14 protein-coding genes are annotated in these 22,061 nt (G+C 68.4%); 9 read left to right on the top strand and 5 right to left on the bottom strand.

The features are described 5' to 3' along the window. Positions 1 to 6 precede the first annotated feature (6 nt). Positions 7 to 1,152: an acyl-CoA dehydrogenase family protein gene (locus ACTJLF_RS09060; RefSeq protein ID WP_026346441.1), complete on the bottom strand. Its 1,146-nt coding sequence runs from the start codon at positions 1,150 to 1,152 to the stop codon at positions 7 to 9. Positions 1,153 to 1,190: 38 nt separating this feature from the next. Then, positions 1,191 to 2,054 (bottom strand): IclR family transcriptional regulator, encoded by an 864-nt coding sequence (locus ACTJLF_RS09055; protein ID WP_440882926.1) that lies wholly within the window; start codon positions 2,052 to 2,054, stop codon positions 1,191 to 1,193. 192 nt (positions 2,055 to 2,246) lie between these two features. On the opposite strand from ACTJLF_RS09055, the gene ACTJLF_RS09050 reads away from it, so the two are divergent. From ACTJLF_RS09050 to ACTJLF_RS09030, 5 genes are read left to right on the top strand one after another with little or no spacing between them, the layout of a single operon-like run. Continuing rightward, a complete protein-coding gene (locus ACTJLF_RS09050) occupies positions 2,247 to 3,233 on the top strand; it encodes a Bug family tripartite tricarboxylate transporter substrate binding protein (protein WP_019655246.1) in 987 nt (328 codons plus the stop codon). A 51-nt stretch (positions 3,234 to 3,284) separates the two neighbouring features. Further along, a complete protein-coding gene (locus ACTJLF_RS09045) occupies positions 3,285 to 3,728 on the top strand; it encodes a Zn-ribbon domain-containing OB-fold protein (protein ID WP_440882925.1) in 444 nt (147 codons plus the stop codon). Beyond that, positions 3,725 to 4,879, top strand: a complete 1,155-nt coding sequence (locus tag ACTJLF_RS09040) for a thiolase family protein (protein WP_440882924.1) — start codon at positions 3,725 to 3,727, stop codon at positions 4,877 to 4,879. The genes ACTJLF_RS09045 and ACTJLF_RS09040 overlap by 4 nt, the downstream gene beginning before the upstream one ends. Before the next feature lie 27 nt (positions 4,880 to 4,906). After that, complete coding sequence (locus tag ACTJLF_RS09035) at positions 4,907 to 5,725, top strand: enoyl-CoA hydratase/isomerase family protein (protein WP_440882923.1); 819 nt, start codon at positions 4,907 to 4,909, stop codon at positions 5,723 to 5,725. Between the two features lie 53 nt (positions 5,726 to 5,778). Beyond that, on the top strand, positions 5,779 to 6,594 hold the full coding sequence (locus ACTJLF_RS09030) for an SDR family NAD(P)-dependent oxidoreductase (RefSeq protein ID WP_126185204.1): 816 nt from the start codon (positions 5,779 to 5,781) through the stop codon (positions 6,592 to 6,594). Positions 6,595 to 6,634: 40 nt separating this feature from the next. Here the strand turns inward: ACTJLF_RS09030 and ACTJLF_RS09025 are convergent, their stop codons facing one another. Then, positions 6,635 to 6,949 (bottom strand): antibiotic biosynthesis monooxygenase family protein, encoded by a 315-nt coding sequence (locus ACTJLF_RS09025; RefSeq protein WP_440882922.1) that lies wholly within the window; start codon positions 6,947 to 6,949, stop codon positions 6,635 to 6,637. Positions 6,950 to 7,532: 583 nt separating this feature from the next. Here ACTJLF_RS09025 and ACTJLF_RS09020 point away from each other — a divergent pair. The 3 genes from ACTJLF_RS09020 (at position 7,533) to ACTJLF_RS09010 (ending at position 19,175) form a co-directional block, all read left to right on the top strand. Next, positions 7,533 to 9,620 carry a sensor histidine kinase gene (locus ACTJLF_RS09020; RefSeq protein ID WP_440882921.1) on the top strand — a complete coding sequence of 696 codons (2,088 nt, stop codon included), beginning with the start codon at positions 7,533 to 7,535 and terminating at the stop codon, positions 9,618 to 9,620. Beyond that, complete coding sequence (locus ACTJLF_RS09015; protein ID WP_132752627.1) at positions 9,617 to 10,366, top strand: response regulator transcription factor; 750 nt, start codon at positions 9,617 to 9,619, stop codon at positions 10,364 to 10,366. Before ACTJLF_RS09020 ends, ACTJLF_RS09015 begins: the two co-directional genes overlap by 4 nt. A 397-nt stretch (positions 10,367 to 10,763) precedes the next feature. Further along, complete coding sequence (locus ACTJLF_RS09010; RefSeq protein ID WP_440882920.1) at positions 10,764 to 19,175, top strand: autotransporter-associated beta strand repeat-containing protein; 8,412 nt, start codon at positions 10,764 to 10,766, stop codon at positions 19,173 to 19,175. 84 nt (positions 19,176 to 19,259) lie between these two features. Here ACTJLF_RS09010 and ACTJLF_RS09005 read toward each other — a convergent pair whose 3' ends face one another. Then, complete coding sequence (locus ACTJLF_RS09005; RefSeq protein WP_440882995.1) at positions 19,260 to 19,757, bottom strand: MerR family transcriptional regulator; 498 nt, start codon at positions 19,755 to 19,757, stop codon at positions 19,260 to 19,262. Between the two features lie 101 nt (positions 19,758 to 19,858). Here ACTJLF_RS09005 and ACTJLF_RS09000 point away from each other — a divergent pair, with 101 nt between their 5' ends. Then, a complete protein-coding gene (locus tag ACTJLF_RS09000; protein ID WP_440882994.1) occupies positions 19,859 to 20,782 on the top strand; it encodes an SDR family oxidoreductase in 924 nt (307 codons plus the stop codon). Positions 20,783 to 21,091: 309 nt separating this feature from the next. Here the strand turns inward: ACTJLF_RS09000 and ACTJLF_RS08995 are convergent, their stop codons facing one another. After that, positions 21,092 to 22,039, bottom strand: coding sequence for a GSU2403 family nucleotidyltransferase fold protein (locus ACTJLF_RS08995; protein WP_440882919.1), 948 nt, complete (start codon positions 22,037 to 22,039; stop codon positions 21,092 to 21,094). Between the last annotated feature and the right edge of the window lie 22 nt (positions 22,040 to 22,061).

Raw genomic sequence — 22,061 nt, 5'->3', positions numbered from 1 at the left:
CGGCGTTCAGGCGATGGCCGAGATGCCGAGGATCTCGCGTCCGACGATCAGCGTCTGCACTTCGGTCGTGCCTTCCGGAATGGTCCCGCCGCGGGTGTCGCGGAAGATGCGCTCGATCGGGTAGTCGGTGGCGTAGCCCAGGCCGCCGTGCACCTGGAGCGCCATGCTGGCCACCTCGTGGGCAGCCTCGGTGGCGTAGAGCTTGGCGATGGACGCGGCGGTGCGCGCGTCGTGGCCCGAGTCGAGTGCGGCGGCGGCGCGCAGGCCCAGCGCGCGTGCGGCCTCCACGCGGATCGTCATGTCGACGATCAGCTTCTGCACCAGCTGGAAGCTGCCGATGGGCTTGCCGAACTGCGTGCGCGTGCGCGCGTAGTCGATGGAGAGGTCGAGCGCCGACTGCGCGGCGCCCACGGCGCCCATGGCGATGTTCACGCGCGCGCTGTCCAGGCCGATCAGCATCTTCTTGAGCGCGCCGCCTTCCTCGCCCAGCAGGTTCTCGCGCGGCACCTTGACGTTGTCGAAGCCCAGCTCGGCCGTGCCGGTGCTGCGCAGCACCATCGTGTCGACGCGTCGCATCTCGTAAGGGGACACGTCCCGCTCCACGAGGAAGGTGGAGAGCTGGCCCTGGCAGTCGGGGCTGAAGGTCCGCGCCACGACGATGCCGAAGTCGCCGAAGGCACCGTTCGTGATCCACAGCTTGCGGCCGTTGAGCACGTAGTGGTCGCCCTGCAGGTCGGCGCGCGTCTGCACCTGCGCGATGTTGGAGCCCGTGCCCGGCTCGCTGATGGCGCTGAAGCAGCGCCGCTCGTTGTTCAGCAGCGGCTTGAGGAAGCGCTCCTTCTGCGCGGGCGTGGCCTCGGCCGCGAGCTTGTTGATCGCCGCGTTGGTGATGTTGAGGATCGTGCGCAGCGAGAGCCAGGCGTAGCCCGCTTCCTCCATCAGCATCGCCCAGGTGAGCTGGTCCAGGCCCATGCCGCCTTCTTCCTCGGAGAGCCGCCCGCCCAGGTAGCCGAACTCCGACAGTGGCTTGAGCAGTTCGAAGGGAAAGGTCTTCTCCTGGTCGTGGCGCGCGACGATGGGAGCGACCTCGCTCTTCATGAAGCGGCGGATGCTGTCGCGCAGCATGGCTTGTTCTGCAGTCTGGGTGTACACGTTGTCTCCTGTTTGTTGGTGATGAGGATGGGCCGCGCTCAAGGCTCTGCGGGAGGCGAGGCCTTGGTGCCGCGGCGGGAAGAGGAAGAAGAAGCGGGGGAGGAAGATTGCGAGGAAGAGGCCGCTGCCGTTGCCGGCTGCTCGCGCGTCGCGCCCTCGGCGGCCTGCTTGCGAAAGACGATGGCCTTGACCTCCTGCAGCGCCTCCAGGCAGCGCTCGCGCTGGTCGCGCATGCGATGGGTGAGTCCGGCCACCGACAGGGCCAGCGTCTCGCCGCCGATCTGGCCGGCCACGGCCACCGCGGTCAGTCCTTCGCTGCCTTCGTTCTCGACCCAGATCCAGCCCTGTTCGCGCGCACGTTCCACCTGCGCCTCGAGCTGGGCCAGGTCCGTGAGCGTGCCGGAGGCCAGCACGCGCAGCGGCTTCAGGCGCAGCTGGCGCGCCGCCTCTTCCGGCGTGCCGGCCGCAAGGATCGCCTTGCCGAGTGCGGAGACGTGCAGCGCGAGCTTGTCGCCCACGTGCTGCATGTAGCGCAGCGCATGCCGGCCCTCGCTCAGCGCGATGACTTTCACGACGCCGTTCTCCAGCCTCCCGCACAGGCCGGTTTCCCCCGTGCGGTCGCGCAGCAGTTCGCACGCTTCCGCGCCCACGGCGTAGAGCGGGTCGCTCGCGGAGATCTCCTTGGCCACCGTGAGCAGGCGCGCGGTTGGATAGAAGCGCCGGCTGCGCGCGGTGCGCAGCAGATAGCCGAGCTCGTGCAGCGTGTGCAGCAGGTCGGAGCAGCTGCTCTCGGGCAGGTCCATGAGGCGGGCCAGGTCCGAGTTGGACAGCTCGCGCTTCTCGCGCGCAAAGACTTCGAGCAGGGTCATCGTGCGGGCGGCTGCAGGGACGATGGTTGGCATGAATCCTCCGATAGGTCGTAGAAGTTATCGATCATAGCGACGGGATTCATGCGTTTGCAGAAGATTCAGGTTGAAAAATCGCCTTCAGAGGGCAGAAAACACGGTTGTCAAACAACGACTGGTTGAAGTAGTCTACGTCTATTCGTAGAAAAAAGGCAATCGAACCGCGTTGCAAAAACCAGGAGACAACCCTTGAACACCTTCTTCAAAGCCATCGCCGCATGCGGCTGCGCGCTCTTCCTCTCCGCCGGCGGCCACGCCGCCGACGAGGCCCAGGGCTGGCCTTCCAGGCCGCTGACCTTCGTCGTGCCGTTTCCGCCCGGCGGCATCACCGACAACACCTCCCGCCTTCTTGCGCTGAAGCTGGGCGAGAAGCTCGGCCAACAGGTGGTCGTCGACAACCGGCCCGGTGCCGGCGGCTCCATCGGCGTGGAATACGCGGTGCGCCAACCGGCGGACGGCTACACGCTGATCTACGGCACGCAGGGCACGCATGCGGCCAACCTCGCGCTCTACAAGAACGTGCGCTACGACCCGGTCAAGGACTTCACGGCCGTGCACGGCATGTCGGAGTCGCCGCTGATCTTGGTCATCAACCCGAACAAGCCGTTCAAGACGGTGCCGGAGCTGGTGGCATACGCAAGGCAGAACCCCGGCAAGCTCAACTTCGGCTCCGCGGGCGCAGGCACGGCCACGCACCTGACGGCGGAGCTCTTCCAGACCACCGCGGGCGTCAAGATGACGCACGTGCCCTACAAGGGCAGCAGCCCCGCGTTGACCGACCTGATCTCCGGCAACCTCGACCTGGCCTTCGACTACGCCGCGGTGGTGCTGCCCTTCGTGCAGTCGGGAAAGCTCAAGGCGCTGGCCGTCACCGGCAAGTCGCGCCTGAGCAGCGCGCCCGACCTGCCGACCGTGGCCGAGCTGGGCTACCCCGGCGCCGAGTCCAGCGCGTGGGGCGCGATGTTCGTCTCGTCGAAGACGCCTGCGCCCATCGTCAAGCGGCTCGCCGACGCCATGGCGGAAGTCATCGTGAACCCGGAGCTCCTGGCCGCCACCGAGAAGTTCGGCAGCGTGCCGATGCGCGGCATGCGCGGCGAGAAGCTCGACGCCTTCGTCAAGTCCGAGATGACGCGCTGGCGCGAGGTGGTGCAGAGCTCCGGCGCCAGGCTGGAGTAGCGCACGCACCGCATCCCCCTCTTTTTTTCGACAACCGGGAAATCCGTTTCTATGACCACTGACCTGCGTGGCCTGCAGCCACAGCATCCGACGCTCTACCAGCTCGCGCCCGACGGCGAGTCGCTGGAGTTCCTCTTCGCGCAATGTCCGGCGTGCCGCAAGCTCGTCTTTCCCGCCAACGTTCCCGGCTGCAGCCACTGCGGCGATCCGCTGCACGGTGCCGAGAAAGTGGCGCGCCCCGGCGGCGGCAAGCTGCTGGAGTACGTCACCCTGCACGTGCCGCTGCTGCCCGGCATGGAGGTGCCGCGCATCGCCGCCGACATCCTCATCGAGGACGGGCTCATCGAGGACGGGCTCATCGAGGAGGGCGTGATCGCCGGAACCGACGAGTCGGCCCTGCGGGTGGGCATGGCGCTGCGCGCCGTCGGCGTGGCGCAGCCCGGCGGCGAGACCTTCGCCTGCCGCTTCGTTCCGGTTGAAGGAGGGGCGCGATGAGCAACTGGATCGATGACAACGAAGGCGTGTACGTGGCCGGCATCGGCATGCATGCGTACCAGTTCCCGAGCGAGACGCCCTACACGCACCTGGGCCTGACCGCGGTGCGCGCCGCACTGGCGGATGCGGGGCTGGCCTGGCCGCAGGTGAACAGCGCCTATGTGGGCACCACCTCCATCGGCATGGCGGCCGGGCGCGTGATGCTGCGGCATCTCGGCTCGAGCGGGCTCGCGGTCACCCAGGTCGAGAACGCATCGGCATCGGGCTCGTTCGCCTTCCGGCAGGCATGCATGGAGGTGGCGGGCGGCGTCAGCGACGTGGTGCTGGCGGTGGGCGTGGACAAGCACGGCGATGGCCGGCGCGCGGCCGACAAGGAAGGCCTCGCCCGCTTCAGCGAGACGGCCAACGTTCCTGCCGTGAAGTTCGCGATGATGGCCCGCACCTACCTGCGCGAACGCGGCGCGGACCCCGCGTCGATGGCGCAGGTGGCGGTGAAAAACCACGGCAATGCATCGCGCAACCCGTTCGCGCAGTTCCACAAGCCGCGCACCCTCGAACAGGTGCTCGCGTCGCCGCTCGTCGCGGGCGACCTGACGGTGCAGCAATGCTGCCCGCGCGGCGAGGGCGCTGCGGCCGTCATCGTCGTGTCGGGCCGCGCGCTGCGCCGGCTCGGCCTGGATCCAGCGCGCTGCGTGCGCGTGCGCGCGTCGGCCGCGTGCAGCGAAACCCCGGAGACTTCCTACGGCGCCGCGGCGGTCGACCTCGTGCGTGCCAGCGCCCGCGCGGCGCTCGAGCAGGCGGCGATTCCCGCCAGCCGGCTGGACCTGCTGGAACTGCACGACGCCTTCTCGGTGGAGGAGCTGCTCTACAGCGAAGCCATCGGCGTGTGCGAGCCGGGCGAGGGCGCCGCCTACCTGCTGCGCGGCGACTCGCGGATCGGCGGGCGCTGCGCGATCAACGCATCCGGCGGCCTCATCGGCATGGGCCATCCGCTGGGCCCCACCGGCATCGGCCAGATCGCGGAGATCACGCGGCAGCTTCGCGGCGAGGCCGGCGACCGGCAGCACGAGGGTGCCAGCTGGGGCATGGCCCACATGATCGGGCTCGGGTCGGTGGCCATCGCGCACGTCCTCTCCCGCGCCACGGCATGACAGAGCAAGAACTTGCAAGGAGACACCATGCCTGAAAACAGCTGCCTCGATCACGTCGAACTCTCGACGCTCACCTACCGCGTCGAGGGCCACGTGGCCATCGTGACGCTCAACCGGCCCGACCGCATGAACACGCTGGGCGGCACGATGAAGCCCGACCTCGCCCGCGCGTTCTTCGAACTGGCCCGCGACGACCAGCGCGTGCGCGCGGTGGTGCTCACGGGCGCCGGCGAGCGCGCCTTCTGCGCCGGCGCCGACATCAAGGAACGCGCCGATCACCAGATCTGCGCCACCGACTTCTTCGTCGCGCAGAAGGCGACGCACGACCTGTTCCGCGGCATCGAGGAATTCGAGAAGCCCACCCTCGCGGCGATCAACGGTGTCGCGCTCGGCGGCGGCCTGGAGCTGGCCCTGTGCTGCGACCTGCGGCTGGCGGCCGACCACGCACGGCTGGGCCTTCCGGAAGTGCGCCTGGGCGTGATCCCCGCAGCCGGCGGCACGCAGCGGCTGCCGCGCCTGATCGGCGAGGCGCGCGCCAAGGCGCTGATGCTGACGGCCGCGCAGATCGATGCGGCGCGCGCGCTCGACTACGGCCTGGTCACGCAGGTATTGCCGGGTGCCGAGCTGCTGCCGGCGGCCGTCGCGCTCGCACAGCAGATCGGCGAGATGCCGCCGCTGGCGGTGCGCTTCGCCAAGCGCGCGGTGAACCGCGGCATGCAGACCGACCTCGACAGCGGCCTCGAGTACGAGCGCTATGCCGCGGCCCTGCTGGTGGACAGCGAGGACCGCAAGGAAGGCATGCGCGCCTTCGTCGAGAAGCGCAAGCCCGTGTTCCAGGGGCGCTGAACCCACCCGCATCTCCATCCATTCAAAAGACAAGCAAGCAAGGAAACACACACATGAAACTCGGTTTGGAATCCCAGGTTGCCCTGGTGACCGGCGGCGGCCAGGGCGTCGGCCGGCAGATCTGCATCGAACTCGCACGCGAAGGCGCGCGCGTCGTCGTCAACGACCTGTTCCCCGAGCGGGCGCAGGCCGTGGCGCGCGAGATCGAGGCGCAGGGCGGCAAGGCGCTGGCCGCACCCGCCGACATCACGCAGGCCGACCAGGTGCAGGCCATGATCGAAGCGGCCACGCGGCACTTCGATGCGCCGGTGCAGATCCTGGTGAACAACGCCGGCATCATCCCCGAGCGCCGCGAGAAGGGCGGGCGCACCCCGGCCTTCGTCGACATGCCGGTGGCCGACTGGGCCAAGATCGTCAACCTCAACGTGTACGGCACCTTCCACTGCTGCCACGCTGTGCTGCCCGGCATGGTGGCGGCCAAGCGGGGGCGAATCGTCAACATCATTTCGGAGGCCGGCCGCATCGGCGAGGCCAACATGGCCGTGTACTCCGGAGCGAAGGCCGCCATCGCGGGCTTTGCCAAGGCCCTGGCGCGAGAGCATGGCCGGCATGCCATCACCGTCAATTCGATCGCCCTCGGCGCGGTCTCGCACGAAGGCATCAAGGACGGCCCGCTGCATCCCGACGCGACTGTCCAGAACAACGAACTGCTCGCGAAGATGGTGAACCTCTATCCCATCTCCAAGGGCGTGGGGCGGCTGTCGCGGCCGGACGATGTCTCGGGGCTCGTGGCGTTCCTCGCATCGGACCGCGCCTTGTTCGTCACCGGCCAGACGATCGGCGCGTCGGGTGGATTCGCGATGATCTGACGAGGCGGGCTGTGCCGCGGCGCCGAGCGGCTGCGCGGCGCTAGAGATTCACCACGATCCGATGGATCTGGATCCGCTGGGGCAGCTCGATCAGCAACTCCTTGTCGCGCGGCAGGTGGTGCACCGCCTGCGGGTCGCCCTTCGTGAAGGCGGTCATCGACGCCATGTCGGGCCAGTAGGAGATCGTGGTGAACCAGGTTTCGTTTTCCCGGTCTTCGCGAAGGAGCTGGACGGCGAGCGCGGTCTTTTCGAGCGGAGGGACGCCTTCGGCTCGGTTGTAGGTCTCGTACTCGTCGGCGAGCTCGGGACGCGTGCGGCCTCGCCAGATGCGGGCAATGGTGGCTTCGGTGTTCATGATTGCCTGGTCCTTCGTCGATGCAGATTTGGGAACAAGGGCGTGCGCCATCGGCATTCTTGGAGATGTTTCTGCTGGCGATTGCACAGTCGCGGGTTTGAGCATCTTGGCGTTTTTGAGAGCCTTGGGTAGGAGGACCGGGCCTTCCGGTGACAGAACTTCGACCGCCTCGATGCGCGCTCCCCCACGCTGCAGATCGTGAAGGGCTTATGCCTCCCTGTCCGTCCTGCAGGGCTGCTCCAGCGAGTCTGATCTGAAAGAAAAAGTAAGATGCGCGCTTCCGCCCCGTGCCGCAGAATCCATCCCAACCGGCCGCGGGAGCCGGCGAGTCGATGGTGTCCAGGGGCATGGAACCCGAGTGCGACGAGGAGGAGCGATGAACGACGGTCATTCCAAGCACCCCGGCGTGCGAGCGCATGCGATGCCGCGAAGCCTCCCATGAGCGCGAGGGCTCGGACGGCTCATTGCACGGCGCCCGACTGAGGCGTCACCCAGCCCACAGCGCGTGCACGTGGCCAGCCCGTTCCCGTTCGTCGAGTGTCTCGTCGCGATTCGCGCACGCATTGCCGCTGTCTTCATCCTGTTGACGTGCCTTGCACTCGCGAGCCATGCGCAGCAGCAACAGCAGCCGCACCCCCTGACACTCGATGCCCGATCGACCCTTGCAGAGCGCAGCTTCATCGGACGCATACAGGCCTATTACGACGAAAGCGGAAAGCTCACGCGCGAGCAGGTGGATTCGCCTGCCTTCCGGCAGCAGTTCAAGACGGTCGAGGGCACCTTCAACGGCGGCTATGTCAGGGGCGCCTGGTGGGTGCGGTTCCAGGTCCGGGCCTCGCCCGAACAGGTCGCCCGTCCGCTGGAGAACGGCTGGTGGCTGCGGCTGAACGCGCCTTACGCCGACTACATCGACGTGTGGTGGCGCGGCGCCGACGGCGGGTTCGAGCATCGCGCCCTCGGCGGGATGCGGGCGGGTTCCAAGCGCGAACTGCCCTGGTCGATGCCCACGGTGCGGCTGCCGGAGTGGCCCGATACCGAGCCGCGCTGGATCTGGGTGCGCCTGGCGGGCGACCGTACCCTGAGCCTGGTCGGCGGCGTGTCGCCGCTGCGCGAGCAGGCCGAGGTTCAGCAGGAACTCAATTTCGTCGATGCGGGCGTCACCGGGATGGCCCTGCTGATGGCGGTGGTCAGCCTGATGATGGGCATCGCTTTGCCCGACCGCCGGTTTGTCGCCTACGCCGGCTACCTGGTCACGCTCGGCATGGTGTTCGCGAGCTCCGAGGGCCTGCCGGCGTCGTTCTGGCTGCGCGACAGCCCTCTGGCGGCGGTCCGGCTGCACAACTTCTCGGTCTGCCTGCATACGGCCGCGGCCTTCGCTTTCGCACGCGTCCTCCTCGACATGGAGCGGCAGTTCCCGCGCATGAACCGTGTCTTCCAGGTGATGACGCTCGCCTGCCTCGCGGCCTGCGCGGCGGCCATGGCGGGCTTGTACGGCCGTGTCGCCCGGCCGCTGAACCTGGCGTGGGTGCTTTTCGCGGCCTGCATCGTGCCCATGTGCATCGTGGCGCTGCGCCGCAACATGCAGGCCTGGCCGGGGCTGGTGGGCTATGCGGTCTACCTGATGATGGGATCGGTGCACTTCGCCAAGAACCTGCAGTGGCTGCCCTTCACGCTGGCGGCCCAGGCGAGCTATGCGATCGGCAGCATCCTCCACATCATGGCTTTCTTCTTCGCGCTGGGCTGGCGCGTGCGCCAGCGCGAGCGGCGTGCGCTGGCGCTGTCGCTTCGGCATCGTGCGCGGCTCTCACGGCGCGTGAACGAGCGCACCCGCGATCTGCGTCAGGAGATCGAACAGCACCACCGTACGCACGACCAGCTCGCGCTGGCGCTGCGCGAGCAGCGCGGCCTGCTGGCCATGGTCTCGCACGAGTTCCGCACGCCGCTGGGAACGATCGGCGGCGCGGCGCAGCTCCTCACCGACGACCGGCTCGGCCTGGCGCCCGAGGAGGTCAAGAAGGAGGCCGAGAAGATCGGCCGCACGGTGCTTCGCATGCGCGACCTGGTCGACACCCTGCTGGCCGACGAATGGCTCGATGCGTCGAGCGGCAACGTGCATCCGGTGCCCATCGATCTGGCGGTATTCCTGCGCGAGAAGATCGAGGAGCACAACGAAGGCAGCGGCGGCGGACGCATCGCCCTGCAGCTCGATGCGAGCGCGCTGCCGGCGCTGGTGGACGAGATGCTGCTGCACATCGCCATGGACAACCTGCTGAGCAATGCCATCAAGTACGCGCCATCTGATTCGCCGATCCGGGTCCGCGCAGGCATCCGCGCCCGGCCGTCCGAAGACCTTGCGCCGGGTGCAGCGGGGCCTTGCATCTGCATCCAGGTATGCGACAAGGGGCCAGGCTTCGCCTCGGACGACCTGCCGCATGTCTTCGAGCGCTTTTATCGCTCGGCCGGCACGCGGCGCATTCCGGGCATCGGGCTCGGCCTGCACATGGTGCACCGCATCGCCGCGGTCCATGGCGGCAGCGTGGCCGCCGCCAACGGGCCCGGGGGCGGTGCCGTGCTGACCCTGACCCTGCCGCTCCACGCAGGCAGCACGCCGGCGGAACATCCCGGGCACGAAACACGCACTGCGCTCGCCGGCCCGGGAGGCGTCCGATGAGCGGCCTCGCCCGCGTGCTGGTCATCGAGGACGATGACGACCTGCGCGACACCGTGGTGCGCTACCTGCGCGGCGTGGGCATGCTCGTCAGCGGCCTGGAGAGCGCCGAGCAGCTCGACGGGGAACTGGCACGGCAGGACTTCGATGCCGCGGTTTGCGACGTCAACCTGCCGGGCGAAGATGGATTCAGCGTGCTGGCGCGGCTGCGTGCGCGCGGCGCGATGCGCGTCGTGATGCTGACGGCGCGCGGCATGTTGAACGACCGCCTGCACGGACTGGGACTGGGCGCCGACTACTACCTCGTCAAGCCGGTCAACCTGCGCGAGCTCGAGATGGTCCTGCACAACCTGCTGCAGCGCAGCCAGGAGGTCCAGGCCCCATCCCCGGCCCCAGCCGCGCAAGAGCCGTCGGCGATGGACGCTGGCGACGCCTCCGCCCAGGCCCCCTGGCGCTATCAACTGACCTCCTGGCTGCTGCTGTCGCCCGGCGGCGAGCGCGTGCAGCTCTCGAACGCGGAAGCACGGCTGCTGCAGTGCCTGATCGAACAACCGCGCGAAGTGGTCGGCCGGGCCGCGCTGCTCGCGGCGATGGGGCGTCCGGGCCTGGAGGCGTACGAGCGCAACCTCGACGTGACGGTTTCGCGCCTGCGCCGCAAGGTGGAGCAGGCCAGCGGCGAGAAGCTGCCGGTCGTCGCGGTGCGCGGCGAAGGCTACAGCTTCCAGGGCCAGGTGCGCATCGAACTCTGAGCACTTCGGACTGCGGTGTGGCGCCGCACGAACACCAATGCATTCATTCGGTGGCGTAGACCTACCGATTTCCGTAGGTGCCCACTGTGCATTGCAAGAAAACGCAAGGTGCAAATTCGATAGCGCCATTTGAGAATTTCCCTCCGAAGCGGCACCACGGTGATGCCGCTCTCCGCCACGGCGGGACAGGAGGAGAACTCATGAAGAACGACGCGAAGACCACCATCGATCAAGGGGCGCCAGCCCCACGGACCGCCGCAGGCCCAGGCTCTTCGCCAGGTCGCTAGCCGGGCTTCCCCGCGCCCGGCGCGGGAACGGACCGCCCAGGTCCCACCGCTTCCATTCCATTTTCAGACGCAGCGTCGCCCATGCGCGCTGCGCAGGGAGAACCGTTGCCATGAATACCGCCTACAAGACCATCTGGAACGCCGCGCTCGGTGCATGGGTGGCCGTCTGCGAAACGACGCGCGCCCGCGGCAAGCGCAGCAGCGGCCGGCGCACACCGAGCGGCGCCCGCCTGTTGATTCCGTTGGTGGGCGTGCCGGTCTTCATGCTGAGCGGAACGGCCTGGGCGGCCTGCACCGCTGCGGGCAACACGCTCACCTGCACCGGCGACACGCCCGGCTGGGTCGGCGTCGCGGACGGCGGCACGATCAACAACACCGGGAACATCGCCACTTTCGGCGATGGCACCTGGGGCATCTATGTCGGGCCCAACGTCACGATCAACAACTCCGGCACGATCAGCGGCACGTCGGGCGTGGTGGCCGGGGCCAACGCGGTGATCAACAACGACGGCGGCACGATCCAGAGCCCCGATCGCGCGATCCAGGTGACGGGCGGGCCACTCACGCTGACCAACTCGAACGGCGGCGTCATCGAGGGCCTCGCCGGCGCGCTTCTGTATGGGGGCGGCACGATCGTCAACACCGGCAACAGTCGCATCAGCAGCACGGGCAACTACCTGGGTCTGGGCTTCGGCGGCGGCAATGCGAGCGTCACCAACACGGCCGGCTCCACCATCTCGGGCGCCGTCAGCATCTACGGTCAGGCCACCTCGATCACGCTCGACAACGGCGGCCTGCTGCAAGGCAGCGTTGCCCTCGACGGCGGGCTGGTGCAACGGGTGACGCTGCGCACCGGCAGCAGGATCGCCGGCGACCTCGGCATCGGCTCCGCGGTGGGATCGACGCTGACGCTCGCGGGCGCGGGCAGCCAGATCTACTCGCAGGCTGCGACGGGCACCACCAGCTTCGGCGGCGACCTGATCAAGAACGACAGCGGCGACTGGCTGATCAACCGCGCCATGGCGCCACGGACGGCGGTGGTCAACGAGGGCGCGCTGGGCTTCGCGTCGGGCGGCACCTTCGGCACCGGGACGGCGCTCAGCCTGGATGCTTCGGGCACGCTGCTGTACACGGCGTCGGGCACCCCTGTCATCGGCAACCTGAGCGGCGTGGCGGGCAGCAAGATCTCGCTTGCGGCGGGCTCCTCGCTGACGATGGCCGACGACAGCAGCACCACGGTGGCCAGCGACTTCAGCGGCGGCGGCACGCTGATCAAGAACGGCGACGGCGTGCTCACGCTCAGCGGCAACAACAGCGCCTTCGCCGGCAGCTTCACGGCCTATGCGGGCACCTTGCAGGCAGCGAGCGCGCAGGCCATCGGCGGGGCCGCGCTCGGCGTCGGCGGGCCGGTCGCACTCGCGAGCCCGTTCGCGCTCTCGCTCAACGATGTCTCCTTTCTGTCGAACGCCGGCGCCCTTGCGGTGCAGACACCCGGCGCGGTGAGCTTCAACGGCGTGGTCTCGGGCGGCGGCTCGTTGGACCTGCGCGCCGTCGGCGGCACCGTCGCGCTGCTCAACAACAACGGCTACGCGGGCGGCACGCGCTTCGCGAACAACACGGTCGTGCTCGCCAGCAATACCGCGCTGGGCAGCGGCGTGGTCTCGATCGAGGGAAACACCGCGATGTCGGCCACGACGGCGCTGACACTGGGCAACGCCTTCGCCATCGGCAAGTCGAACACGCTGACCGTTTCCGGCCCGGCACTCGCGTTCAACGGCCAGATCTCGGGCGATGGCAGCATCGTGAAGCTGGGCGCCAACGCGCTCACGCTGACTGGCGCCAGCACCTACACGGGCGGCACGCAGGTGGCCCAGGGCACGCTGCGAATCGCCAACAGTTCGGGCAGCGCCACCGGCCAGGGCGCAGTCAGCGTGCTCGGCGGTGCCACGCTCGCAGGCAACGGCGCGATCGCCGGTCCGGTGAACGTGGCGGCGGGCGCGCGCCTGTCGATCGGCAACAGCGGCGTGGGTGCGCTGAGCACCGGCTCGCTCACGCTCGCCGCGGGTTCGACGCTCGAGATGGAACTCGGCAAGGCGGGCGTGGTCGGCGGCGCGTTCAACGACTTGCTCACCGTCAACGGCGATCTCTCATTGGGCGGCACACTCGATCTCGCACCATCGGCTGGCGGTACCTTCGGCGCGGGCCTCTACCGGCTCATCAACTACACGGGCGCGCTGACGGCCAACGCGATGACCATCGGCAACGCCTCGGTGCCGCTGAGTTACTTGTCGCTGCAGACCGGTGTGGCCAACCAGATCAACCTGGTGAACACCGGCGGGCTCGCGCTCAACATGTGGGACGGCGGCAACGCCTCGGCCTTCAACAATTCCACGGTCGAAGGCGGCAGCGGCACTTGGCGCGCAGGCTCGCCGGGCGACAACTGGACCGACGCCAACGGCATCGTCAATGCGGGCTGGATCCAGGACGGCTTCGCTGTCTTCACCGGAAAGGCAGGCACCGTCACAGTCGACAACAGCGGCGTGGGCGGTCCGGTGCGCATCGGCGGCGCGCAGTTCGCGGTGGACGGCTATGCGGTCAACGGCGACGCACTGACCATCGGTTCGCCCGCCACGGCAGTGCGCGTGGGCGATGGCACCGGCGCGAGCGCCGGCATGACCGCCAGCATCGCCGCTGCCATCGGCGGTGCAGGCGGGCTGGTCAAGGAAGACGGCGGCACGCTGATCCTCAGCGGCAAGAACACCTACCTGGGTGGCACGACGGTCAAGGGCGGCATCCTGCAGATTTCGGCCGACAACAACCTCGGCGCGGCGGGCACGGGCCTGGCGCTGGACGGCGGCACGCTGCGCATCGCGGCGGGCAGTGCACCGTTCTTCAGTGCGCGTGCGATCGCACTGGGCGCGGGCGGCGGCACCATCGACCTGAGCAACGCCCTCTGGGGCCTGAGCGGCTCCATCAGCGGAGCCGGTTCGCTCACCGTCACAGGCAACGGCGGCTCGATCAACCTGGTGGCGGCCAGCAGCTACAAGGGCGGCACGGTGGTGCAGGGCGGCGCGACGATCACTGCCGGTGTCGGCTCGGCCTTCGGCAGCGGCGCGGTGCAGCAGCAGGGCAGCGGCACGCGCGTGACGCTCTACGACACGGCCAGCGCAGGCGGTAACACCTACACCGTCGGGCGCGCCGGCATGGCCGACAACGACAATCGCCTGGGCTTCATCCAGAACGCGACGGCTGACAGCGCGAGCATCACCGTCAACGGTTCGGGCTGGAATTCGCCAACGGCGAACGCGCTGCAGTTCGGCGACAGCGCTACCGCTGGCAGCGCCGTCATCACCAACCAGGGCGGCGCGGTGTACTTCCAGCAGGGGTCGAACGCGGCCAGCGCAACGATCGGCAACGGTACCGACAGCCTGCTGAGCTTCCTCGGCTCGGCGAATGCGGGCAGCTCGAAGATCGTCAATGCCTCCGGCGGCATCGTGCACTTCGCGGAAGCCTCCAGCGGCGCGAACGCGACAGTGAGCAACGCAGCGGGCGGCGTGGTCGACGTCTCGGGCTCGACCGCCAAGGGTGGCGTCGAACTGGGCTCGCTCTCGGGCGAAGGCAATGTGGTGCTGGGTGCCACGCGGCTCACGCTGGGCGGACTGAACGCGAGCGACACGATCTCCGGCGTCGTGAGCGACAAGGGCAGCGTCTTCACGCAGCCCGGCGCAGGCACCGGGGGCTCGGTCGTCAAGGTCGGCAGCGGCACGCTGGTGCTGAGCGGAGCCAACACCTACACCGGTGGCACGACGGTGTCGGCCGGCACGCTGCGCGTGAACAACATCGTGGGCAGCGCCACCGGCACCGGCGCAGTCCTGATCCAGTCGGGCGCCACGCTGGGCGGCTCGGGCACGATCGCAGGCGCAGTCACCGTCGCCAACGGCGCCTCGGTGAACCCGGGCAACAGCCCCGGCACGCTGACCGTCGGGAGCTTGAGCCTGAATGCGGGCTCGGTGCTCAACTACGAACTTGGCCAGGCCGGTGTGGCAGGCGGACCGCTCAACGACCTGATCAACGTCAACGGCAACCTGCAGCTCGACGGGACGCTCAACGTGGCGCAGTCGGCCGGCGGCACGTTCGGCGCGGGCGTCTACCGCCTGATGAATTACGGCGGCACGCTGACCGACAACGGTCTGGACGTCGGCACCGCGCCCACCGACGCGAGCCAGATGTTCGTGCAGACCTCGGTGGCCAATCAGGTCAACCTGGTGAACAGCAACGGGCTGGTGCTCAACCTGTGGGACGGCGTCGATCCCGCCAGCTTCAACGACGGCACGATCGCCGGCGGTTCGGGCACGTGGCGCGCGGGCACGCCGGGCGACAGCTGGACCGATGCCAACGGCATTGCCAACGGCAGGTGGGTGCAGGACGGGTTCGCGATCTTCGGCGGCAAGGCGGGCACCGTCACCGTGGACGGCACGGGCTCGGGGGGACCGGTGCGCATCGGCGGCGCGCAGTTCGCCGTCGATGGCTACACCGTCGTGGGTGACGCGCTGACCGTGAACGCCGCAGGCTCCGTCATCCGCGTCGGTGACGGCAGTGCCGCTGGCGCCGGGATGACCGCAACCATCAACGCCGAGATCGCCGGCACGGGAAGCATCGTGAAGGACGACCTGGGCACGCTCGTGCTCGGCGGCAGCAACAGCTACGCGGGCGGCACGACAGTCCGAAGCGGCATCCTGCAGATCTCGTCCGACGCCAACCTCGGCGCGGCCACGGGCAAGCTCGCGTTGCAGAACGGCGCCACGCTGCGCGTGACCGGCGACGCCACCAGTGCGCGCGCGGTGAGCGTGGGCGCCGGCAGCAACAGCTTCGAGATCGCCGCAGTGCGCACGCTCACGCTGAACGGCTCCATCAGCGGTGCCGGCAGCCTGCGCAAGACCGGCGCAGGCACCCTGCGGCTCGGCGCGGCCAACGACTACTCTGGCGGTACTTTCGTCGATGCGGGCACGCTCTCGACCGATGTCACCGGCGCGCTCGGCAGCGGCCCGGCGAGCGTGGCCTCCGGCGCCACGCTGCAGCTCGGAGGCAGTTTCGATGCCGGCACCGTGGCCATCGCGAATCAGGGCACCGTGCGGCTGCAGGGCACGGCGAGCGCGGGCAGCACGACGCTCACCAACTCAGCGGGCGGCGTTCTGGCTTTCGCGGACAGCGCATCCGCCGACAAGGCCACGGTGCTCAATCAGGCGGGCGCGCAGTTGCGCATCGACCAGGCAACCACTGGCGTCAGCGTCGGCGCCCTCGCGGGCGAAGGCGATGTGGTGCTGGGTTCCAAGGCGCTGACCACCGGCGGCTTGAACACGAGCACCATGCTTTCGGGTCTGGTCAGCGGCACGGGCGGCTCGCTCGTCAAGGTGGGCGGCGGTACGCTCACGCTGACCGGCGCCAACACCTACACGGGCGGCACCACCGTCAGCGGCGGCACGCTCAGCGTCGACAACCAGAGCGGCAGCGCCACGGGCACGGGGGCGGTGCAGGTCCAGAGCGGCGGAACGCTCGCGGGCAGCGGCAGTATCGCGGGGGCGGTCACCATCGGCAAGGGCGGCGTCCTGTCCGCTGGCAACAGCCCCGGCACGCTGACGCTCGGCGCGCTCACCCTCGCCGGCGGTTCCACCTTGAACTACGAACTCGGCCAGGCGGGCGTGCCCGGCGGTGCGCTCAACGACCTGATCAACGTCACGGGCAATCTGCAGCTCGACGGCACGCTGAACGTCGCGCAGTCGGCTGGCGGCAGTTTCGGCCCTGGGCTGTACCGGCTCATGAACTACGGCGGCAGCATGGTCGACAACGGCGTGGACATCGGCACCGTGCCCACGGGTGCCAAGGCAGCCGACCTGCAGCTGCAGACCTCGGTGGCGAACCAGGTGAACCTGGTCAACCGCGCGGGCCTGTCGCTGAACTTCTGGGACGGTGGGGACAGCAGCAAATACAACGACGGCCAAGTGGCCGGCGGCTCGGGCATCTGGCGCGCGGGCAACCCGCAGCCTTCGCTGGACGGCTGGACCGACATGGACGGCAAGCTCAACGCCAACTGGGCGCAGGGCGAGTTCGCCGTCTTCGGCGGCAAGGCCGGCACCGTGACGGTCGACGGAGCCGGCGGCGCGGTGCGCATCGCCGGGGCGCAGTTCGCGGTCGACGGCTACGTGGTTCAGGGCGACGGCCTCACGCTGGACAACCCGGGTTCGGTGGTGCGCGTGGGCGACGGCACCGCCGCGGGCGCGGCCATGACGGCCAGGCTCGATGTCGCGCTCTCGGGTGCGGGCGGGCTGTCCAAGGAGGACGCGGGCCGGCTGATCCTGGGCGGCGTCAACAGCTATACGGGCGGCACCATCGTGAAAGGCGGCGTGCTGCAGGGCGCCTCCGCCAGCCTGCAGGGCAACATCGTGAACAACGCCGAGGTCGCGTTCGACCAGGACAAGACCGCCGGCACTTATGCAGGCGTGATGAGCGGCACCGGCAGGCTGCGCAAGATCGGCAGCGGCACGCTGACACTGGCAGGCGCCAACAGCTACAGCGGCGGCACGCTGGTGGATGCGGGCACGCTCGCCACCAATGCGAGCGGCGCACTCGGCACCGGTGCGGTGAGCATCGCGTCGGGCGCGACGCTGCAGTTCGGCGGCAAGGCGGACGCGGGCCCGCTCGCCATGGCGAACCAGGGCACGTTGCGGCTGCAGGACGGCGCGAACGCCGCGGGCGCCAGCGTGACCAACGCGGCCGGCGCACAGGTGCGCATCGACCTGGCCACGACCGGTGCGAGCATCGGCGCACTGGGCGGCGCGGGCGATGTGGTGCTCGGCGCGAAGACGCTCACTACGGGCGCAGTCGGCAGCGACACGACGATCTCGGGCGCCATCACCGGCACCGGCGGCTCGCTGGTCAAGGTGGGCGCAGGCACGCTCACGCTCGCGGGCACCGCCAGCTACAGCGGCGAGACCCGCGTCGCCGCGGGCACGCTCAAGGCAGGCGCCGCCAACGCATTCAGCGCGGCCTCCAGCACCGTGGTGGCCGGCGGCACCACGCTCGACCTGGCGGGCTTCAGCCAGACGGTGGCGAGCCTGAGCAACAGCGGCACCGTCACGCTCGCAGGCGCCGCAGCCGGCACCACGCTCACGGTCAACGGCAACTACGTCGGCAACAACGGCGTGCTGAAACTGGCCACCGTGCTCAACTATGGCGCGGGGCCCTCGGACCGGCTGGTGATCAAGGGCGGCGCGGCCAGCGGCATGACCACCGTGCAGGTCACCAACCTCGGCGGCTTGGGCGCGCTCACATCGGGCAACGGCATCGAGGTGATCAGCGCGATCGACGGCGCGACCACCACTGCGCAGACCACGAAGGACGCGTTCACCCTCGCAGGCGGCCATGTCGACGCCGGCGCCTTCGAGTACCGGCTGCATGCGGGCGATGCAGGCGGTGCCGGCGAGAACTGGTACCTGCGCAGCGAGACGGACGCCGCCACCCCAGGCGCGGCCAGCCCCGGTCTGCCGACCTACCGCGCCGAGGCCTCGTTGTTCGCCGCACTGCCAAACCAGCTGCGCCAGGGCAACCTGGCCATGCTCTCGAGCCTGAGCCAGCGCGTGGGCGACGACGACGTGCGCGGCAGTGCCGCAGCGACCGCGCGGGCCGACGGCAACAACCGCCGCGCCTGGGGCCGCGTGATCTCCACCGACATGGACATCCGCCAGGGCGGCACCGTCTCGCCGCGCGCCGAGGGCCGGCTCAACGGACTGCAGGCCGGCACCGATCTGCTGGCCACGCCGGACTGGCGCGCCGGTCTCTACGTGGGCCAGCTCGAAGGCCATACCCGCGTGAGCGGCTTCGGCAGCGGCATCCTGAACAACGCAGCTGGCGGCAGCGACCTGCGCAGCCAGTACCTGGGCCTGTACGGCACCTACGCCGATGACTCCGGCTTCTATGCCGATGTGGTGCTGCAGGCGGGCCGGCATCGCTACACGGTGCAGCCGGTTCTCAGCGCGGGCTACTCGGGCAAGGGCAACAGCCTGCTGGCTTCGCTCGAGGTGGGCAAGGCCTTCGCGATCGGCGCGAGCGGCTGGTCGATCGAGCCGCAATTGCAGCTGATCCACCAGCGGCTGCGGCTGGACGACGTGTCCATCCCGGGCGCGCTCGTCAAGCAGGATGCCGACAGCGGCTGGATCGGCCGCGCGGGCGTGCGCGTCAAGGGCAGCTTCGCGACCGGCGCCGGCACGCTGCAGCCCTATGCACGCGTGAACGTCTATCGCAGCGCCAAGGGCAACGACGTCGCGCGCTTCGTGAACCCCGCGGCGATCACACCGATCGGTACGCCCATCGGCGGCACCAGCACAGAACTGGCTTCGGGCTTCACGCTGGATGTGAGTCCGAGCACGAGCCTGTACGGCGAACTCGGCAAGCTGTGGGCCTCGGGCGGCGCGGCGCGCGTGGGCAGTTCGATCAACGCGGGTCTGGGGGTGAGGGTGAAGTGGTGAGGCTTCATGCGCTCGCCTTCCAGCATCTCGAAGGAGGCCAAGGTGCCCCGCACGAGCGGCCGAGCGCGGACCGATTGACTCTTACTAGCGCCTACCGGCTCTGACGAGCGCGCCGCCCCGGCGTCCCGTTCCGGTCCGCACCTTCGTCGCTGGAGACGAGGCGCTCGCATCGCCAGGTCCATCCAGCCGCACCTGAGACAGGACGCGTCTGGCGTTGGCGTCGCACGCCATGTCATCCGGCTTGGCCTCGATCTGCGCGATCAAATCGACGAGCTGGCTCTTGCTCTGGGCGAGTTGTGCCTGGAGCGCTTCGATGTCCTGCACCTTGCGTTCCAACGCTTCCATGAGCGTGCCGTGCTGCCATTGCGCGAGATCGCCCGGGAGCAGGGCGCGCAGCTCGTCGAGGCTGAAGCCGGCGCGCTGTCCTGCGGTGATCAGCTGGAGCACCAGTACCGCGTCGGCGGGATAGCTGCGGTAGCCGTTCGCCTCGCGCTCGACCATCCTGAGCAGGCCGATGCGCTCGTAGAAGCGGATGCGCGAGGACGCGAGGCCCGTGCGCTGAGCGAGTTCTCCAATCTTCATGTTCACCTTGCCCGGAGCGGAATTGGAGTTTGACATTGAAGTTGACTTCAAGGTCAAACTCCTGCGGCATGGCCATGCGGAACTTCTATGGGGCGAACGTAATGCAGACGATATTGGGCGCGAACGGGCAGATCGCCATCGAACTGGCGCGAGAACTGCGGCGCAACCACACGAACGACGTGCGGCTCGTGAGCCGCAATCCCCGCAAGGTCAACGACACCGATGTGCTGGTGTCCGCCGATCTTCTCGATGCGAGGCAGACCCTGGATGCGGTCAAGGGCAGCCGCATCGTCTACTTCACTGCAGGCCTGCCGCCGGATACCGAACTGTGGGAACGGCAGTTTCCCGTGATGCTCAAGAACGCGCTGGATGCGTGCCGGGCGAAGGGCGCAAGCTTTGCCTACTTCGACAACACCTACATGTACCCCCAGGACGACCGGGTGCAGACGGAGGACACGCCCTTCGCGCCGGTGGGCCGCAAGGGCAAGGTGCGTGCGGCCATGGCGTCGATGGTGCTCGAGGAGATGGCGCGGGGAGACATCCCGGTGTTGATCGGCAGGGCGCCCGAGTTCTACGGGCCGGGCAAGACGCAGAGCTTCACCAACGCACTCGTCATCGAGAAGCTCCAGAAGCAGGCGACGCCCCTGGTGCCCGTGCGTGACGACACGCGCAGAACCCTCATCTGGACGCCCGATGCAAGCCGCGCACTGGCAACGCTGGGCAACGCATCGGATGCCTTCGGACACACCTGGCACCTGCCGTGCTGCGACGAACGGCCGACGTACAAGGAGTTCGTCGAGATGGCCTGCCGGGCATTCGGGCGAGAGACCTCCTATCGGGTCATCGGGAAGTGGGCTTTTTCCGCAGCAGGCCTCTTCTCGCGGCAGGTACGCGAGATCAGGGAGCTGCTGCCCCGGTACGCGCACGACAACCTGTTCGATTCGACGAAGTTCAAGCAGAGGTTTCCTGGCTTCGAGGTGACGAGCTATCGGCAGGGTATTCAGAGAATTCGACAGGAGAGATGAAGACGGCTTGGTCGCGTGCATGTTCTCTTCGCTCTAGCGTTGATGAAACAAGCCGCAAGAGATCTCTGCCGGCTGCCCGCCAAACCTTTCCGTGTCGCGGTCGACGACCGTAGAAGGTCAGCTTGCTGAGTAGACCGGCGCCGTGGTCATCAGGCATTGAGCTTGTCTATATCGCCGGTGTGGAGGCTGCGTGTCTGAAGGGGGCCTGCGGAAGTCTCAAGCAACTCTTCTCCTTGCTCGGCTTCGAGGAGGCGTCGAACGCGTCCCACGTGAAGCGGCGCGTCGTCAGGAACACTCAGGTCGGGCGTATCAGTTGGCCGCGTACTGTGGCATGTGCGTCGCGATCAGTTCCTCGACGAGTTCTGCCTGGAGACGATCCTTGGAGCGCTTCAAAGGATCTCGCGCCGGATACTCAGCCAACTTTCTCTTGATTCTTGCAAAGTCCGGCGGCGCCATGGTGTGCATGATCGCCATGGCGCCGTTGGTCGCGACCACCATCTGGCTGAAGCGTGGCGCGTTGAGAATACTGTCCCCCGTGGAGGCTTGGACCGCCCAGACGTCGTCCTCGCCGTCACTCAGCTGCATCGGGTAAGGGTCGCCATCCTTGGCCGTCCGGCGAATCACGTCAACTTCGAAGCCGGTTGCATTTCGCACGGTTTCTTTCCTGTCCTCGAGGCGTTCGAAGGTCTTGTCGGCCTTTTTCAGCAGTCCAACGAAGGAGGCGTCGGACTCCCTCATGCGCGAGAAAAAAGCCAGGCGCTTGCGCGTATCGAACAGGAGGTCGATGTCGCGTGTCGCCATCGCAGACGGGGTGAAACGCACACCGCATGCGCTTTCGTAGGCATACAGCGAATGCGTGCCCACCACCATGAAGTGCTCGGCCAGGCCGGCCGCATCGAGCGCGTTCAGCACATCGATCACTATCGTCGGTTCGCGCCCGACGCGTAGAGCCCGATTCAGCCGCCGTTGTTCATCGAACGTGGCCTCGATCGCTGCGAGCCGTTGTGCGATCTGGGTCTTGCGTTCGGTGAAGCTGGCATATATGCGCTGCGTCTCGTCGCTCTTCGGTCCCAGCGACTTATGGGTGCCCTTGGGGCTGGTTCGGATCAGATAGGTTCGGCCCTTGATCTCCCGCCAGATCATTCCCCCACGAGTCTGCGCGGCCTCTTTGCGTACACGGCGCAACTCATCGAACACGCTCTCGGCGTCGATGTATTGACGCTTTTGGCTGTCGTTGTTTTCGATGAATCCGGGCATTTCACTGCCTTTTTGGGATTTT

The sequence above is a fragment of the Variovorax sp. 22077 genome (genome assembly GCF_052044195.1).
GTDB classification, from domain to species: Bacteria; Pseudomonadota; Gammaproteobacteria; order Burkholderiales; family Burkholderiaceae_C; genus Variovorax; species Variovorax atrisoli.
The sequence above is the reverse complement of the archived record's forward strand: the minus strand, read 5'-3'. Positions and strand labels throughout refer to the sequence as shown.

Excerpts from the sequence above, each read along its gene's own strand:
- ACTJLF_RS09055 (WP_440882926.1), bottom strand. The coding sequence starts at position 2,054 with ATGCCAACCATCGTCCCTGCAGCCGCCCGCACGATGACCCTGCTCGAA.
- ACTJLF_RS09045 (WP_440882925.1), top strand. The coding sequence starts at position 3,285 with ATGACCACTGACCTGCGTGGCCTGCAGCCACAGCATCCGACGCTCTAC.
- ACTJLF_RS09040 (WP_440882924.1), top strand. The coding sequence starts at position 3,725 with ATGAGCAACTGGATCGATGACAACGAAGGCGTGTACGTGGCCGGCATC.
- ACTJLF_RS09035 (WP_440882923.1), top strand. The coding sequence starts at position 4,907 with ATGCCTGAAAACAGCTGCCTCGATCACGTCGAACTCTCGACGCTCACC.
- ACTJLF_RS09030 (WP_126185204.1), top strand. The coding sequence starts at position 5,779 with ATGAAACTCGGTTTGGAATCCCAGGTTGCCCTGGTGACCGGCGGCGGC.
- ACTJLF_RS09025 (WP_440882922.1), bottom strand. The coding sequence starts at position 6,949 with ATGAACACCGAAGCCACCATTGCCCGCATCTGGCGAGGCCGCACGCGT.
- ACTJLF_RS09015 (WP_132752627.1), top strand. The coding sequence starts at position 9,617 with ATGAGCGGCCTCGCCCGCGTGCTGGTCATCGAGGACGATGACGACCTG.
- ACTJLF_RS09010 (WP_440882920.1), top strand. The coding sequence starts at position 10,764 with ATGAATACCGCCTACAAGACCATCTGGAACGCCGCGCTCGGTGCATGG.
- ACTJLF_RS09005 (WP_440882995.1), bottom strand. The coding sequence starts at position 19,757 with ATGAAGATTGGAGAACTCGCTCAGCGCACGGGCCTCGCGTCCTCGCGC.
- ACTJLF_RS09000 (WP_440882994.1), top strand. The coding sequence starts at position 19,859 with ATGCAGACGATATTGGGCGCGAACGGGCAGATCGCCATCGAACTGGCG.
- ACTJLF_RS08995 (WP_440882919.1), bottom strand. The coding sequence starts at position 22,039 with ATGCCCGGATTCATCGAAAACAACGACAGCCAAAAGCGTCAATACATC.